Annotated in this window: 19 protein-coding genes; 1 reads left to right on the forward strand and 18 read right to left on the reverse strand. The window is 57.4% G+C overall.

What is annotated here, in order from left to right; genetic code table 11:
• From ACR0JR_RS14525 to ruvC, 15 genes are all read right to left on the reverse strand, one after another.
• Positions 1 to 192 (reverse strand): hypothetical protein (locus ACR0JR_RS14525; RefSeq protein WP_480435051.1); only part of this gene is annotated, 192 nt, incomplete at its 3' end.
• A 60-nt stretch (positions 193 to 252) separates the two neighbouring features.
• A complete protein-coding gene (locus tag ACR0JR_RS14530; RefSeq protein WP_480456742.1) occupies positions 253 to 828 on the reverse strand; it encodes an MOSC domain-containing protein in 576 nt (191 codons plus the stop codon).
• A 95-nt stretch (positions 829 to 923) separates the two neighbouring features.
• Positions 924 to 2,840 (reverse strand): ATP-dependent zinc metalloprotease FtsH, encoded by a 1,917-nt coding sequence (gene ftsH / locus ACR0JR_RS14535; RefSeq protein ID WP_010438169.1) that lies wholly within the window; start codon positions 2,838 to 2,840, stop codon positions 924 to 926.
• A 77-nt stretch (positions 2,841 to 2,917) separates the two neighbouring features.
• Entirely contained in the window at positions 2,918 to 4,171 is a 1,254-nt protein-coding gene (gene tilS, locus ACR0JR_RS14540) for a tRNA lysidine(34) synthetase TilS (RefSeq protein WP_480456743.1), read from the reverse strand.
• The gene (gene ybgF / locus ACR0JR_RS14545; RefSeq protein WP_170775036.1) at positions 4,168 to 4,998 is read right to left on the reverse strand and encodes a tol-pal system protein YbgF; all 831 of its coding nucleotides are present in this window, start codon (positions 4,996 to 4,998) and stop codon (positions 4,168 to 4,170) included. Before ybgF ends, tilS begins: the two co-directional genes overlap by 4 nt.
• A 4-nt stretch (positions 4,999 to 5,002) precedes the next feature.
• Positions 5,003 to 5,506, reverse strand: coding sequence for a peptidoglycan-associated lipoprotein Pal (gene pal / locus ACR0JR_RS14550; RefSeq protein WP_010438162.1), 504 nt, complete (start codon positions 5,504 to 5,506; stop codon positions 5,003 to 5,005).
• Between the two features lie 86 nt (positions 5,507 to 5,592).
• The gene (gene tolB / locus ACR0JR_RS14555; RefSeq protein ID WP_480456744.1) at positions 5,593 to 6,912 is read right to left on the reverse strand and encodes a Tol-Pal system beta propeller repeat protein TolB; all 1,320 of its coding nucleotides are present in this window, start codon (positions 6,910 to 6,912) and stop codon (positions 5,593 to 5,595) included.
• Positions 6,909 to 8,012 carry an energy transducer TonB gene (locus tag ACR0JR_RS14560; RefSeq protein ID WP_480456746.1) on the reverse strand — a complete coding sequence of 368 codons (1,104 nt, stop codon included), beginning with the start codon at positions 8,010 to 8,012 and terminating at the stop codon, positions 6,909 to 6,911. Before ACR0JR_RS14560 ends, tolB begins: the two co-directional genes overlap by 4 nt.
• A 15-nt stretch (positions 8,013 to 8,027) precedes the next feature.
• Positions 8,028 to 8,498, reverse strand: a complete 471-nt coding sequence (gene tolR / locus ACR0JR_RS14565) for a protein TolR (RefSeq protein WP_010438155.1) — start codon at positions 8,496 to 8,498, stop codon at positions 8,028 to 8,030.
• Between the two features lie 2 nt (positions 8,499 to 8,500).
• Positions 8,501 to 9,196, reverse strand: a complete 696-nt coding sequence (gene tolQ / locus ACR0JR_RS14570) for a protein TolQ (protein WP_480456748.1) — start codon at positions 9,194 to 9,196, stop codon at positions 8,501 to 8,503.
• Positions 9,197 to 9,301: 105 nt separating this feature from the next.
• Positions 9,302 to 9,685: a tol-pal system-associated acyl-CoA thioesterase gene (gene ybgC / locus ACR0JR_RS14575; protein ID WP_170545473.1), complete on the reverse strand. Its 384-nt coding sequence runs from the start codon at positions 9,683 to 9,685 to the stop codon at positions 9,302 to 9,304.
• Positions 9,682 to 10,305, reverse strand: coding sequence for a hypothetical protein (locus ACR0JR_RS14580; protein ID WP_480456749.1), 624 nt, complete (start codon positions 10,303 to 10,305; stop codon positions 9,682 to 9,684). The genes ybgC and ACR0JR_RS14580 overlap by 4 nt, the downstream gene beginning before the upstream one ends.
• 63 nt (positions 10,306 to 10,368) lie before the next feature.
• On the reverse strand, positions 10,369 to 11,388 hold the full coding sequence (ruvB, locus tag ACR0JR_RS14585) for a Holliday junction branch migration DNA helicase RuvB (protein ID WP_260023066.1): 1,020 nt from the start codon (positions 11,386 to 11,388) through the stop codon (positions 10,369 to 10,371).
• A 4-nt stretch (positions 11,389 to 11,392) separates the two neighbouring features.
• Positions 11,393 to 12,070 carry a Holliday junction branch migration protein RuvA gene (ruvA, locus tag ACR0JR_RS14590; RefSeq protein WP_260023067.1) on the reverse strand — a complete coding sequence of 226 codons (678 nt, stop codon included), beginning with the start codon at positions 12,068 to 12,070 and terminating at the stop codon, positions 11,393 to 11,395.
• Positions 12,067 to 12,564, reverse strand: a complete 498-nt coding sequence (gene ruvC, locus ACR0JR_RS14595; RefSeq protein ID WP_170781487.1) for a crossover junction endodeoxyribonuclease RuvC — start codon at positions 12,562 to 12,564, stop codon at positions 12,067 to 12,069. Before ruvC ends, ruvA begins: the two co-directional genes overlap by 4 nt.
• 332 nt (positions 12,565 to 12,896) lie before the next feature.
• Between ruvC and ACR0JR_RS14600 the strand changes: the two genes are divergently transcribed.
• On the forward strand, positions 12,897 to 13,109 hold the full coding sequence (locus tag ACR0JR_RS14600; protein WP_170477359.1) for a DUF1127 domain-containing protein: 213 nt from the start codon (positions 12,897 to 12,899) through the stop codon (positions 13,107 to 13,109).
• Between the two features lie 113 nt (positions 13,110 to 13,222).
• Here the strand turns inward: ACR0JR_RS14600 and ACR0JR_RS14605 are convergent, their stop codons facing one another.
• The 3 genes from ACR0JR_RS14605 to ACR0JR_RS14615 all read right to left on the reverse strand — a co-directional run bounded on the left by ACR0JR_RS14605 (position 13,223) and on the right by ACR0JR_RS14615 (position 15,846).
• Entirely contained in the window at positions 13,223 to 13,648 is a 426-nt protein-coding gene (locus ACR0JR_RS14605) for a hypothetical protein (protein WP_480422911.1), read from the reverse strand.
• Between the two features lie 18 nt (positions 13,649 to 13,666).
• The gene (locus ACR0JR_RS14610) at positions 13,667 to 14,545 is read right to left on the reverse strand and encodes a 50S ribosomal protein L11 methyltransferase (protein WP_170781488.1); all 879 of its coding nucleotides are present in this window, start codon (positions 14,543 to 14,545) and stop codon (positions 13,667 to 13,669) included.
• Positions 14,546 to 14,613: 68 nt separating this feature from the next.
• Entirely contained in the window at positions 14,614 to 15,846 is a 1,233-nt protein-coding gene (locus ACR0JR_RS14615; RefSeq protein WP_480456750.1) for an MFS transporter, read from the reverse strand.
• Positions 15,847 to 15,878: the final 32 nt, after the last annotated feature.

The raw sequence follows: 15,878 nt of genomic DNA on the forward strand, positions 1-15,878 counted from the left end.
ACTGGAAATGCCCAGCTTGGCACCGATCTCCTGAATCGGCTTCTTGTTTGCCTCACGGGCAATCTCAATATCGGATTTATAGCTCATTGGGTCGGGTCCCTGATTGAATTCCGTGCACGGCCGACGCGCGGGAGTCGGCGCTATGCAGTCCTTACGATGGTGCAGCGCCTTAGTGAACACAGATTCCGACATAATCAAGCCGTGAAACGGCTTCGATCCATTTCGGGCATTACCTATAGAGGTCTTATGTTTTCAAGGTGACCAAGGACGTTGATCCGGTACAAACAATGACATGCAATCGCCTATTCGCACTTTGCCTGGCCGTTCGACCCAGGCCGTCACGCCTCTGCGGCCCTGTGCCGCAGATTTGAATAATGCACCATAGCCGGGGGAAACTGCCTCTATTTCACGCCCTGGCAGGACACAGGGGCGGTTTTCCATATCAACGGTGATCGTCAAGCCCCCCTCTGCCTGAAGCCGAGAGCTTGGCGGTATGTGGGTAAAATCCGGGATCCCTTTGAGAACCATACTTGCACCCAGCAAAGAGGGATCAAGCCCATCCAGCCGCATATCACGAGCGATCACATCCAGTTCATCAGCGCACAGAACAGAAAGCTGACGCACATTCCTTATCTCAGTGCCGTTCGGGTACAGGTCCCTGACCCGCGAACACGACGCCCGGGTATGCCCCTCATGGCGTGCACCCCGGTCGCCTTCGAATTCGAGATCAAGCGCTTCGACCGCCTGTGCGCTAATAGCGCCACCAACCACTACGTGACCCAACCAGACAACCTCGGCAGCGTATTCCATTTTCCGCAATACCGGCATTTCCTACATCACCCTTTCGCCTTGTGGGTCATAGAGAACATGCGGGTGATGTGATGGAAAGAAAAAAGACCCGAGCAATGCCCGGGTCTGTCTGGTTAAGCTGAGGGTTCAGGCTCCATGCCACCTTCGGGCGGAGACTTCTTAGCCTTGGTTTTGGGAATCGCGGTGACACTTGGCGCGTTGCCCTCATCTGGTTTATCGCCTTCGTCATCGCTCTCACTTGGCGATTCTCCATTCATAACCCGCTTGATCTCATCTCCGGTCAGCGTCTCGTATTCGAGCAAACCCTGAGCCAGGCGTTCCCATTCCTCGTTCTTTTCGGTCAGAATCTGGTGCGCGCGCTCATAACCTTGCTGGATCAAGCGCTTCACCTCTTCCTCAATCAGCTCTTTCGTATGAGCCGATACTGAGAATCCGGCAGTATTGCCCGAATAGCCTTCGTGGGCTTCGGCATAGTCAATGTTACCGACCTTGTCCGACATACCCCAGCGCATCACCATAGCCCGCGCCAATTGGCTGGCCTGCATGATGTCGCCTGCAGGGCCATTCGAGACGTGATCTTCGCCGTATTTGATCACCTCGGCCGCCTTACCTGCCATGGTCATGGCCAGTTTCTGCTCGCACTCATCCCGGTGATAGTTCAACCGATCCATCTCGGGTAAGGACACAACCATACCCAACGCTCCACCGCGTGGAATAATGGTCGCCTTGTATACGGGATCGCACATCGGCAATTCCAGACCAACGACGGCGTGACCGGCCTCGTGATAAGCCGTCTTCTCTTTCTGATCCTGGGTCAGCACCATCGAGCGGCGCTCGGCGCCCATCATCACCTTGTCCTTGGCGTTCTCGAAATCTTCCATGGTGACAAAACGACGACCCACGCGGGCGGCCATCAGCGCGGCCTCGTTCACCAGGTTCGCCAGATCAGCACCCGAGAAGCCGGGTGTACCGCGCGCGATGATACGCAGATCAACATCTGGACCTAAAGGCGTCTTCCGCGCGTGCACGCCCAGTATTTTCTCACGGCCTTTTATGTCAGGGTTGCCGACAGTCACATTGCGGTCGAACCGGCCCGGACGCAGCAGCGCCGGGTCCAGCACATCCTTACGGTTGGTGGCCGCCAGAATGATCACGCCTTCATTGGCCTCGAACCCGTCCATCTCGACCAGCAACTGGTTGAGGGTCTGTTCACGTTCGTCGTTACCACCGCCATAACCCGCGCCACGATGGCGTCCCACGGCATCAATCTCGTCGATAAAGACGATGCAAGGCGCATTCTTCTTGGCCTGCTCGAACATGTCGCGCACACGACTCGCACCGACACCCACGAACATTTCGACAAAGTCTGAACCCGAGATGGTGAAGAACGGCACGCCCGCCTCACCCGCAATCGCGCGGGCCAACAGCGTTTTACCTGTCCCCGGAGGGCCAACCAGCAGCGCACCTTTTGGAATCTTGCCACCCAAGCGGCTGAACTTCTGCGGGTTGCGCAGGAATTCAACGATTTCTTCCAGTTCTTCCTTGGCCTCATCAATGCCGGCGACGTCGTCAAAGGTTACGCGCCCATGCTTTTCGGTCAGCATCTTCGCCTTGGATTTGCCGAAGCCCATCGCGCCGCCTTTGCCGCCACCCTGCATCCGGTTCATGAAATAGACCCAGACACCGATCAGCAGCAGGAAGGGCAGCAATGTGATCAGGAACGACTGGAACCCTGACTGCTGCTGTTTCACAGCCTCAACAGGGATGTTTTTGTCGATCAGCAGCTTGGTAACCTCGGCGTCGGCGGGTTTGATCGTAGTGTAACTGGCGCCGTTCTGAGTCGAGTAGCGAATCTGCTCACCGTCCAGCGTGACTTTGTTGACCTCACCACTTTCGACGGCTGACACAAAATCAGAATAGGTTTTTTCATTGCCCTGAAGCGACCCGCTGGGTCCGCTGAACAGGTTGAACAGTGCAAGGATCAGTAGAAACAGAACGACCCAGAAGGCGATGTTGCGAGCGTTGCCCAAGGAAAATCTCCCGAAAGGTTTCGGCAGGTGGCGACCTGCCGGAGTTACCCCTTAAAATAGAGAGGATTGTGGCAGGTTCAATGCGATAAAATCAAAGCCGCAAAGTCAGACCTTTCTGGCAGCAATTCGACGCGCCATTCATTCGCAAAACTGGCCAAAGGTGCCGCCAAAACCGTATCACCAGCCCAAACGGCGGGTGTCGACAATACTACAGTACGGGGTTTGCCTGTAGAGCGCCAATTTTCAAGCTGCCGAATCCCATCTTCACCCAGCGCCCGAATTTCAGCATCTGCATGATTTGGACCAGATACGATCCAGCGGCGATCCCATGGTTCAAGCGGTCGTGCGCGTTGATCCCTGATGGCGTTTAGCTCTCTGCAAATCCAAGTTTTTTTGCCTTCTGGAACCAGAATACAGCCCCCGAGCGTCGTCGTCTGGCCAGAAGAGATCGCATCCATCACTTGGTCCACCGCGTTGTGACGCGGAGGATAGCCAGCGCCAGCAATCCACAAGACAGACGCAATCACCAAACGCCGGCGAATTTCGTCGGGTAAAGTTTCGAAATCACCGCGGTCGAGACACAAATCGCCATCCGACACCTGGATGCATCTGACAGCGGATTCCTGCGTGTAGCGCGCCAGAGCCTCACGCGCTTGTGCCATATTTTCAGCGACCTTTGATAAGTTCGCTGCGGTGATGCCGATCTGATCCAACCCGGATAGGACCTGACGCGCCTTGATCCGATCATAGCGCTGGTCCTGATTCGAGGGGTCATCAATCCAAGAAATGTCTTGCGCAGTCAGATAGTCTCGTAAGCGCTCACGTGTCGTGGTTAGCAATGGGCGCAATAGGGCTATCCCCCCTTCTTTGCGCGACCCGGACATTGCTGAAAGACCTGAAACGCCCGCTGCGCGCGCCAACCGCATCAGAACGGTTTCGGCCTGATCGTCTGCGGTATGACCCAGTGCGATTGCCTGCAACCCTTTGGCCTTGGCCCAGGCGACAAGCAGTCGATATCGCGCACGCCGCGCCTGATCTTGCAGATTACCGGCTCTGTCCCAACCTTGCCATTTCAGTATCTCATGAGGGATACCCCAGCGCTGCGCCAGTGCCGCGGCAGCCAAAGCTTCCGAGGCTGATTCAGGCCGCAATCCATGATCGACCGTTGCCGCATATAGTTCCAATTGCTCTTGCTGTGCTATGTCCGCCAACAAACGCATGAGGGCAGTCGAATCACTGCCCCCTGAAACCGCCACACCCAGCCGACATGGTAGCGGGTCCGGCAAGCGCGCCCGCATTTCAGCCCGAAGCGTATCGGCGTCAATGTTCAAGAACAGCCCAGCGTTGCCATTTCCTGCACGGCCGAAGCCGCTGGTGCCGAGGTCGGGAACCGCACACCAACTTCGCCGAGTGTAATGCAGGCCTGATCTGTTTGACCCAATTGTCCAAGCGCTGCGCCCAACTCGAACAAAGCCTCGGGGGCCAGGGGGCCTTCGGAATCGCCTGTGAAACTTGCCAAGAACGCGCGTGCAGCTTCCCGGGTATCACCCACCCCTTTAAGCGCCTGCCCGCGCCGCAAATTAGCCTGACTCGCCAGCGGGCTACCGGGATAAGACAGGTCGAACTGCGCAAACAGATCGGCTGCGGTTTGGAAATCCCCATCCGCCAATGCCTGTGAAGCAGCGTCAAAATCCGCCTGCTCACCCACAGCAAGTTCACCTTGATCCGTGTCCGAGGGTTGCGTCGGCGTTGGTGAAGGAGCTACCGCAACTTCCGTTTGTGTCTCACCGCCCAGTGTGGAGGTTTCGCCCAATGTGCTCAGGTCTCCGCCTTCAAGCTCAACCAGACGGAACTCCAGATCACCAATCCGGTTCGTACCGTCGGTGACGATATTCTGCACCCGTTGGTTCAACTGCTCGGTTTGGCGCGTCAGACGCTGCAACTCGGCCTCGATCGCGTCGACACGTTCCAGAACGGAACTGCCGGACAGGTTCGGCGCGGGCGAGCCTGTGGTCGAAAACTCGCGCTTGAGACGCTGGATTTCCACATGAAGCACGGTCAGTTCCTGACGGATATCCGCCAAAGTTTGCTGATCCTGTGCTTGTGCCACACCAGCGACGGCCACAACCGCCGCCAGAACCAATCCTGCAAATCGCATCATCTTACCCCAAGGTTGAGCCGGTCAGCACCGTCACCGCGCGGCGGTTTTTGGAATAGCAATCCTCGGTGCTGCAAATTTCGATAGGGCGTTCCTTGCCATAACTAACGGTGGTCAATCGGTTGCCCGCAACTCCGCGCGAGATCAAATATTCCCGAGCTGCGTTTGCGCGACGAGCGCCAAGCGCAAGGTTATATTCGCGCGTGCCCTGCTCGTCCGCGTGGCCTTCGATGTTGGCGACAAAATCCGGGTTGGCCAGCAGCCAGTCGGCCTGCCCTTGAAGAACCGTCTGCGCCTGCGGACTGAGCGTTGACTGGTCGACGGCAAACAGAACCCGGTCGCCGACTGTCTGCTGGAAATAAGCTGGCGAGCGCGGATCACTGGGAGACCCCGGAACCAGAGCACCGCTGCCACCGGCACCTCCGCCCAGTGCCGACGGATCGTTATTCGTACAGGCAGCAATCAGGGTCAGCACCCCGATAGCCGCGGCTTTGCTCAACAGTTTCATCTCAAGTGCCTCGTGTTTCGTTGTTTATTGCCGCGCTTCTATCACATTGCGGGTTTGTTGTGAACTTTACCTGCTGCCTGTTCCGATCAATTCTGCAGTGGTCCCCAAGACGGGTCGCTACCCCCGTCCGGCGTTCGCACAGGGCGCAGGTTCCTTCCCGAAATATCCACGGAGTAAAGCGTCGATCGACCGCTCGCGCCTTGTGTTTCGCGGGTGAACATGATGACCCGCCCGTTCGGTGACCAGGTGGGACCTTCGTCTAGGAAAGAAGCGGTCAGAAGACGCTCTTCACTGCCGTCGGTGCGCATAACGCCGATGTGAAAGCGGCCCTTATTCTGCTTGGTAAAAGCAATCAGGTCACCACGCGGAGACCAGACCGGCGTGCCATAGCGCCCCTGTCCGAAACTGATCCGCGTCGCCTCGCCGCCGTTGGCGGGCATGATATAAAGCTGCGGAGTGCCCGAGCGGTCGCTTTCGAACACGATCTGGCTACCATCCGGCGAATAGCTGGGTGCGGTTTCGATCGCAGGTGTGTTTGTCAGCCGCACACTTTGACCCGAGGCCAGATCCATCTTCCACAGATCCGTGTTTCCGCCCTGCGTCAGCGAATAAACAATCGAGCGACCATCGGGCGAAAAGCGCGGCGAAAAGCTCATGGTGCCTTCCTGCGTTGGCAATTCCTGCCGTTTCACGCGACCGACATCCAGCACGTAGATGCGTGGCTGACCGGTTTCATAGCTGGTGTACAGCAGCCGGTCACCAGACGGCGAAAAGCGCGGCGCCAGCACGATGGCGGCGCTGTCAGTCAGGTACTGCACATTCGCGCCGTCATAATCCATGATCGCCAACCGCTTGCGCCGTTGATCCTTCGGGCCACTTTCAGATACGAACGCAACCCGGCTATCAAAATAAGCACCCTCACCGGTGATCCGGGTATAGACCTGATCGGCCACCTTATGCGCCATCCGACGCCAGCCGTCGGTAGTGCCGGCAAACTGCAACCCATTGCCCAGTTCCTGACCCGAGAATACGTCCCACACTCGGAACCGAACCGTCAGCCGTTTGCCCGAAACATTGACCGCGCCTGTCACCAATGCCTGCGCGTTGATTGCTTTCCAGTCGGCAAACTGCACCGGAGCATCAAAACTGCTGACCCGGCTGATGAACGCATCCGATGAAATTTCGCGAAACAGGCCCGTTCCCGTCAGGTCCGACACGATCACGCGCGATATATCCTGAGCGTATTGTGCCGCAGAAGGCCCATCCGGCACAAAACTCGGCACCGCAAACGGCATCGGCTCGATGATCCCTTCATCGATTTCCAAGCGCAGCGGGCCACTCTGGGCATAGGCCGAGGTCGAAAGAAGGGTCAGGCCAACGAAGAGGCTGGTCAGAAGTTTCATCATTTGATCCGCATCCTCTCGGGATTGAAGGTAATCTCAATATCCTGCCATTGATCGTATTTGTCAGCAGGCAGGTCGTATCCTTTGGCGCCACAGCGTAAAATCGCGCGCCGCGCTGCCTCGTAGGCTTGTTTTGCCGAAGCGGCCGAGCCGCCGGTACTGTCCAGCAACTGCAGGCTGCCACCGACCACTTTACCGTCCCGGGTAAGCGAGAACCCAACGACGACGATAGTTTCCAGCGCATCCGTCGACAGAGATCCGACATTCCAACACCGCGACACGGCAACCCTCATTGCATCTTTCTCGCCGCTGGTCAGTGGAGGACCCAAAGGTTCGGTACCATTCCCCAGCGCTTCAGCAAGCGCGTCGTTGATTGCCTGATCATTTTGCGCGGGTTCTGTCGGAGCGGGTTCAGGTGCTTCGGCAACCTCAGGCTCGGGTGGTGGCGCCGGACGGTTCGGACGCACGCGCGGGCGGGGCGAGGTGCGGGGAGCCGGGTCCTCGACCTCTTCCGCCTCGGTGACGATCTCGGGCGCGGCTTCTTCAGGAGCAGTCTGGTCCTGCTGCTCTTGCTGAACCTCAGCACCCTCATCCAAAGAGACGGGAGGGGTCTCAATGTCATCCGGTTTCGCCTCCGGCGGGGGTGGTGCAATCTGTTCAGGTGCGATCTTATCTGCGGGGCTCGGTTCCGCCTCGGGACCCGGAGGAACCGGAAGCGCCGCCACCTCGGGCTCGGGCTGTTCAAGCGTCGGGGGCTGTTCGATCAGCTCAGGTTCGGGCTGTATTTCTACCTCCTCGGGCTCCACCTCGGGCTCGGGTTCGGGCTCAGGCTTGGCAACCGGTTCCGGCTCTGGCTGGTCTTCCGGTGCTGGGTCCGGCGTATCAATCTCGTCCGGCTCTGTGGGTTGTTGTAATTCAGCCGGGTCAGTCGGCACCTCTGGTGCCTCCCGCTGGGCGGTCATTGCCGCAAACTGCTCAGACGATATCACGGTGACATCCTGCACTGCCATCGGCAACGGCTCGGACCGGAAGGTCCCTCCGAACAGCGCCCAGCTGATCAGGCTGACATGCGCAATTGCCGAAATCTTGGTGCCGGTCTCCACCGCGCGACCTCACTCTCACCCTTCGTCCAGCGTTGGCCCGCCGGTATCGGTTACAAGACCAACGTTGGAGAACCCGCCTGCATTCAGCGCACCCATGACCTGCATTACCTGCGCATATGGGATAGCACCGTCAGCACGCAGGAACACTCGATCACTGCTGCGCTCAGCCGCAATGGCGCGCAACTTGCCGATCAGCTCTTCGCGCAGCACATCTGTTGTCTGGATCTGTACTCGGCCGTCTGCCGTCAAAGTGACAGTCAATGGTTCTTCGTTGTCACCGGGTAAGGCGCTTGCGGCCGTCTTTGGCAGATCAACGGGCACACCAACGGTCAGCAATGGGGCAGCCACCATGAAGATAATCAGCAACACCAGCATGACATCTACAAATGGTGTCACGTTGATCTCAGCCATTGGCTGCGCGCGCCCGCGACGCCGTCCGCGCCGGCGTCCGTTATCACCCGAAGATTGCTGAACCGCCGCACCCATCGTCAGCTATCCAACTGTCTGGACAGGATCGTTGCAAATTCATCGGCAAATGCTTCGTAGCCGCCTACGATCCGATCACTGTCGGCGCTGAGCTTGTTGTAGAAAATCACTGCCGGAATGGCAGCAAGCAACCCAAGGCCTGTGGCCAGCAACGCCTCGGCAATACCGGGGGCCACAACAGCGAGGTTGGTGTTCTGCTGCTCGGCAATCTCGATAAAGGCGTTCATAATGCCCCAAACGGTGCCGAACAGGCCGATAAATGGTGCAGTCGAACCTACCGTGGCTAGAATGGGCAGTCCTTTTTGCAGCCCTTCGGCTTCTTTCGCGATCGCCACATCCATCGAGCGGTCAATCCGCGCGGTCGCCCCGGCGATCAAACCACCATCGTTACGATGCGAGCGGCGCCACTCGATCATCCCGGCTGCAAAAATCTTCTCAGAACTGCCCTCCGGCTGTGTTCCAATCTTCTCGAACAGCTCGTCCAGAGGATTCCCTGACCAAAAGCTTTCGTCAAACACCTGAGCCTCACGACGCGCCGCCCGGTAATTGATCAGCTTTTGAATGATGATCGCCCAAGACCAAAATGATGCGATCAAAAGGATCAGCATCACGATTTTGACGATAAATGTCGCACGGGCAAACAGCCCCCACATGGAGAAATCGATCTCCTGCGCCAGCGCCAGCGTTTCAGCTTCCATGAACCTGCTCTTTGTTTTGCCTGATGGCCATTTGGCCTTGTTTTGCCAAACGCTAACGCAGATGGAGGGGAAAAGCCAACAGAACCACCCCTGAGGGTGAAAATGTTACATCAATGCGCGAATCTCTGCCGGAAGGCGCACAGGCTTACCCTGCGCATTCATGCAAACCGCAGTGACTGCGGCACGAAAGATCTCGGTTTCACCACGCCTAACCAATTGCGACATCGACAGCCGCGCACCCGATAGTGAAACCATCTCGGTTTCCACCACCAATTCATCTTCGAAGCGCGCGGCAGCCAGATAATCCGCCTCGATCCGCCGCACGACCCAGACAATACCCGCATCCCGCATCGCGTTCTGATCATTGCCCAGCTTGCGCACCCAGTCTGACCGGGCGCGTTCGATGAACTTCAGGTAATTCGCGTGATAGACCACCCCGCCCATGTCGGTGTCTTCGTAATACACGCGAACCGGGTAAACATGTTTCATTGCGGTTGTTCCAATCGGGCAAACAGACGCAACGCATGAGAGGAATCCTGCGCTGCCCCGGGTAAAACCGGATCGTATGCGGCGCGGATCAAGGCGGCAATATCAGGCCGTAAGATCGTTGCGTCACCTGCGATGGCCAAAGGTGACGCGCTACGGAATGCCGTATCGGACCATAGCAGAATGGTCTGCACCACCTGGCTGAGCGCCAGTGTTTCCGCCGGGACCTTGGACATCTCCTTGTCCATGCGCAGAAACACAAAAGCCGCGCGAATTGCGCCATCTTCTTCGAACCGGAAAATGCGATACTGATTGGCATCAGCGGCAACCAACCGCTCGACCAATGGAGCCAAATCCGGGATCAGGCGATCCAGGTCAGGAACTTCCAACAACTCCTGCCAACCTCGGAAGAAGAAGACCATGCAGTTGGCACCCAGCTCAGGGTCCGTCTCGGTCATCTTATGACCGGCCAGAGTGACGACCGCTTCAAACGCGCCTTTGACGGTCGCGAGTGTCTCATCCTCGACACCGAATACGATTGGCGCGATGGGCCGCCCCCAGCGCGCAAACAAAAACTCACCGTTTTCGCGCGTGAACAGCGCTTGGATCTCTTCCGGAGTCACGCTTAAACCTTCATCTTCTGAAAAATACTCTCAGTAGAGGCATAAAATCTCTTGCGAGCTGCTTCAACCAAACAGATCGCTTTGCCCTTTGGGCGCAGCCATCCCCAAATGCGTCCATGCTTTCTGCGCCAGCATCCGTCCGCGCGGGGTGCGTTGGATCAATCCTTGCTGCAACAGATAGGGCTCGATCACTTCTTCCAGCGAGTCCCGGCTTTCCGACAACGCCGCCGATAGCGTCTCGATTCCAACCGGACCACCAGCATAGTTCTCGGCAATCAGCTTCAGATACCGGCGGTCGGCCCCGTCCAGACCCAGATTGTCGACACCCAGTCGGGTCAACGCTCCATCCGCCAATTCGCGGGTAATCCGACCATCACCTTCGACAATGGCAAAATCCACGACCCGCCGCAGCAAACGACCGGCGATCCGCGGTGTGCCGCGTGACCGTCGCGCAATTTCGCGCGCGCCTTCATCGTCGGCAGGAGCTCCCAGCTTCCGCGCATTCCGTGTGACAATCTCATGCAGCTCATCGACCGTGTAAAACTGCAGCCGGGTTGGAATACCAAAGCGATCCCGCAGTGGGGTCGTCAATAGCCCCATGCGTGTGGTCGCCCCGACCAGCGTGAAAGGCTGTAACTCAATTCGCACCGTCCGCGCCGCCGGGCCTTCACCGATCACCAGATCGAGCTCGAAATCCTCCATCGCTGGATAAAGCACCTCTTCAACTGCCGGGTTCAGACGATGAATCTCGTCGATGAATAACACATCTCTTGTTTCCAGATTGGTCAGGATCGCCGCCAGATCCCCCGCCTTGGCCAGAACCGGCCCCGAGGTCATGCGGAAATTCACTCCCAACTCACGCGCCATGATCTGCGCCAGCGTGGTCTTCCCCAATCCCGGAGGCCCGTGGAACAGTGTATGGTCCATCGCCTCACCCCGCTGGCGGGCCGACTGGATAAAGATGCGTAGGTTCGCGCGTGCCTCGGCCTGACCGATAAATTCATCAAGGCCCTGAGGGCGCAGGGCGCGATCATTGTCTTCCGGCATCGGCTCCGGGCGCAAGGCGGGATCGGCGTCTACCATTAACTTACCCTTTCGGAGCCAGCAGTTTCAGCGCGGCGCGGATCAGATCGGCTTCACCCGCATCGGGCATATTGGCCGCTGCCTCAGCGACAGCAGAAGCCGCCTCGGATGGGCCATAGCCAAGATTGCCCAGCGCCGAAAGCGCGCCCGCAGAAGCAGCAGCAGCGCCTGAGGCCGGTTTTACCGCTCGTTTCGGCGCGGGCGCAGGCTCACCCGCGTCGATGACTTCCAGAGCGGGACCCTCCATTGCTTCGGTCACAGTGCCACCCATAGCCATCACGCCTGGGGCTTTGTCCTTCAGGTCCAACACGATCCGTTGTGCCGTCTTCGGTCCGACACCCTTGGCTGCCTTGACCGCACCCCAATCGCCCAAGGCGATCGCACGGCTGACACCATCCGGTCCCAGCGCACTAAGGATCGACAACGAGACCTTCGCACCCACGCCCTGAACCGAGCACAACAGGCGATGCCATTCCTTCTCTACCAAGGACAGAAAGCCGTAAAGCTGCATCAGGTCTTCGCGCACAACCATGTCTGTGTAGATCGATACACCTTCACCCACACCGGGCAAAGCCGCCATGGTCCGATCTGAGCAATAGACGATGTACCCGACCCCGCGTACGTCGATCAGAACGTGATCAGCAGCGCGATAGTCCAGTCGTCCGGTGAGTTTGCCGATCATGCACGCACCTCTTTCAACCGAGCCTGCGGAGCGGAGCCATAGTAGGAGTGACAAATCGCAATCGCCAAAGCGTCCGCTGCATCCGCCCCTTTGGGCGAACAACCCGGCAGTTGCAATTTAACCATGTGCAACACCTGTTCTTTCTCGGCGTGGCCGACACCCACCACAGTTTTCTTGACCCGGTTGGGGGCGTATTCACCCACCGGCAGACCGGCTTGTGCCAGGGTCAATAGCGCAACACCCCGCGCCTGCCCCAACTTCAGCGTTCCTGCTCCGTCTTTGTTGACAAAGGTCTGTTCGATGGCCGCCTGATCGGGCCGGTGTTCAGCGATAACCTCGACTATCTGGTTGTGGAGCGACAAAAGCCGTTCTCCCAAATCATCACCATCAGATTTACACAAGCCATTGGCGACGTGGCTCAGGCGGCTGCCCGTTGATTCGATGACGCCCCATCCCAGGGTCCTTAGACCCGGATCAATGCCCAGAATTCGCATGTTTGCTTCGGCCTGCTCGGGTTTACGTGATCTTTTTCCATCGATTAGCACGAAGCGTGAACATTTTCCAAGCAAAATGGTCGCAGGGTGAAAAACGACATTTGTGTCGCCCCTGGTCTTCCCGGGTTCATTTGCGACACGGACTGGTTCATTTTCGACCTCGATATGAAGGAAAATTAACCAATGATTTAAAGGGCTTTCAGAGATACTGAGCATTGCAAAAAACGCATAGGACACATGCAATTTCAGCGCTTGCACGGCAAGATTGAGATCACTAGATGCCGCTCAGATCGCAAGATCAGAGTTTAACACAAACCAGAAGGAAACAGGATATGGCTGCACTGGACACCACCCGCACCACCACTGGCTCATTCGGCCTCGTCGGCCGTATCGGCGCGACTTTCGCATCGGTTGTAAGCACCGTGGTCGAATGGAATGACGCCCGTGTAACACGCAACGCGCTGAACGGTCTGACCGATCGTGAACTGGCTGATATCGGCTTGTGCCGTGGCGACATCGACGAAGTCGCCGAGGGCCGTCGATAACAAATTGTCACTGCTCCAAATAAGCCCCTACTTCCTCCCTGTTGGGCGAACAGAAACACCGCGTGCCTCAAGACACGCGGTGTTTTTGATTGAGGAGGGCGTTCAAACTTAGGCTAGAACATTACCTTGTTTAATTGGGTGGCGAAGAATGCAGTCACAGGATCGGCTTGCATGATCCATGCACCAGCTTGTTCAACTGCAGTGCCTTGGTGCAAGGCATCCACGCGCGTGTCGTAGGCAGACGGGCCCAGATGCGACAGAAGGAAAGCTTTGAAACCAAAGAAGCCCACCACACACATGAGTAAAACCTTGGCCGGAACTGCCGAGCGCACGCGCTGCGGCTTCATCACCACCAGTCCATCCGACCGCATGGTCGCACGATACCCACGGCTTAGTTTTTGATGCTTTTTGTTCAAGCGCGTAACGCGTTGATCAAATTCCAGTTGTTTTCCAGTCATGGCAGCCTCCAAAAAACCGCCCCCCGATTGCGTCCAATGACGGTAAAAGAAGAATGCGACAAAAACGTGGCGAAAATCCACAAAACTCCCGCAAATGGCCTAGCTTTCGCCCCGTTTGCTTAAGATTAGCGTCGTCCACTCACCAATCTCACTCCTGCGCACCTGATTGAAGCCATTTTGGATATAAACTGTGAGCACATCATCAGCTTGTTCATTGAGGATTCCCGACAGGATTGCGTGTCCGCCTACCCGCAGATTCGCCGATATCTCTGGTGAAAGCGCGACCAGGGGTCCTTTGAGAATGTTTGCAAATATCAGGTCATAAGGCGCATGTTCATTCAGGTCGGGATGATCGAATCCCGCAGCTTCGACGCATTTCACGGCTCCTGCCATACCGTTTGCCTTCAAATTGGCCTCGGCCACATCAACAGCAACCTCATCAATATCACTGGCGATGATATCGCCTTCCCAAACCCGAGCCGCGGCCATCGCCAGCACGGCAGTACCGCAACCGATATCGGCAACTTTGGTGGCCGCGAAGCCTTCATCCAGAAGAAAGTCCAGAGCTTTGAGACATCCTAAGGTCGTTCCATGATGCCCCGTGCCAAAGGCCATCGCGGCTTCAATCAACAATGGAATACGACCATCGGGTAGCTTGTCTGCGTCGTGGCTGCCATAAACAAAAAAACGACCTGCTTCGACCGGGGCCAGTTCGCGACGTACATGGGCAACCCAGTCAGTTTCGGGAAGCTCTGAGACGACGAATGGCTTGGCCTCAAATGCGGCTGCCAAAACGGCCAACGCGGTCTCGTCTGGTGCTTCAGTAAAGTACCCGCCGATCTCCCATAGGCCCGAGCCATCCTCGACCTCAAACACCCCCACACCGGTGGGTTCCGGGTTCAGACGTTCCATCGCCTCGCCCAGACCTTCGGCTGCTACTCGGCCGGTCAGGGTGGTCAGTGCGGTGAATGTGGGCATGGGGGGCCTCCTGTCTCAAGCTGCCCCTGCGCGTAGGGCGGCGCGGCGCCGAGGTCAAGCGCCGGTGACTACTCGGCGGGTGCAGTGGCGTATTTCGACAGGATTGTCTCGTTCCCGGCCTCCGGATGCCGTGGGATCAGAAGAGACAAGCCCAACGACACCATCGCCATCGCAGCGGCAAGACCAAATACGGCGCCCGGTGAAATGACCCAAAGCAGACCCAATAGCGCAGGCAGGAACACCGCCGCGATATGGTTAATGGTAAAGGCAACCGCCGCAGTGGGTGCAATATCTGCCGGATCGGCGATCTTTTGGAAGTATGTTTTCAGTGCCAGTGCCAGCGCAAACAAAACATGATCGATCACATATAATATTGCCGCCAGCAAAACGCCCCATCCGAACCAATAGATACCACCATAGGCTGCGAATACGATTGCAAGGCCGGTATATTCAAAGATCAGCGTGCGGCGTTCCCCGAATCTGGCAACTGCTTTGCCCAACATCGGCGCTGCGGCCATGTTGATCATCAGGTTGATGAGGTAGAGGCTGGTCAGTTCGTGCACCTCGAACCCGAACTTCTCAACCATCATGAAGCCCGCAAAAACGATGAAAATCTGACGCCGCGCGCCTGCCATGAATTGCAGGGCGTAATACAACCAGTAACGTCTGCGCAGTACGATCTTTTTGGTCTGGGGTGTCGGCGAATCGAACTGCGGAAATGCGATCAGACAAAACAGCGCAAGCAGAACGGTTACGCCGCCAGCAGCCATGAAGACGAAGTTGTAAGACAGATCGAACCGATCCCATGTCAAAACGATCAGGCCATAGACCACAGCCGTCGCAGCCGAACCCATCGCAACCAGCCAGCCCAAAATCTGTGGCGCACGATCCTTGGGCAACCACTGCAGTTGCAACGACTGATTCACCGTCTCGTAGTAGTGAAACCCGATTGAGCTGAACAAAGTGACAAACAACAGACCGCCAAGGCTTGGAAACCACGCGGTCACCGCAGTTGCAGCGCCCAGCATCATCAACGAGATCATGGCCAGAACCTGCTCGCGGATGAAGATGATCACTGCGATAACGCCGACGGCCAGAAACCCCGGAACTTCGCGCACCGTGTGCAACAGACCGATATCCGCCCCGTCAAAATTCGCAGCCTCAATGACAAAATTGTTCAGCAACGCACTCCACGCGTTGAACGCGATCGGCATGGTCAACGCCATCACGAACAAGAGCGTCATAGGACGGCGCCAGAGCGGAAGACTCTGCGCCTCAGACAAGGGCATGGGTTTCAGCATGAGGTTGCCTTACGCCCATTTGCACCTTTTGG

The organism is Ruegeria sp. AA3, assembly GCF_056542905.1.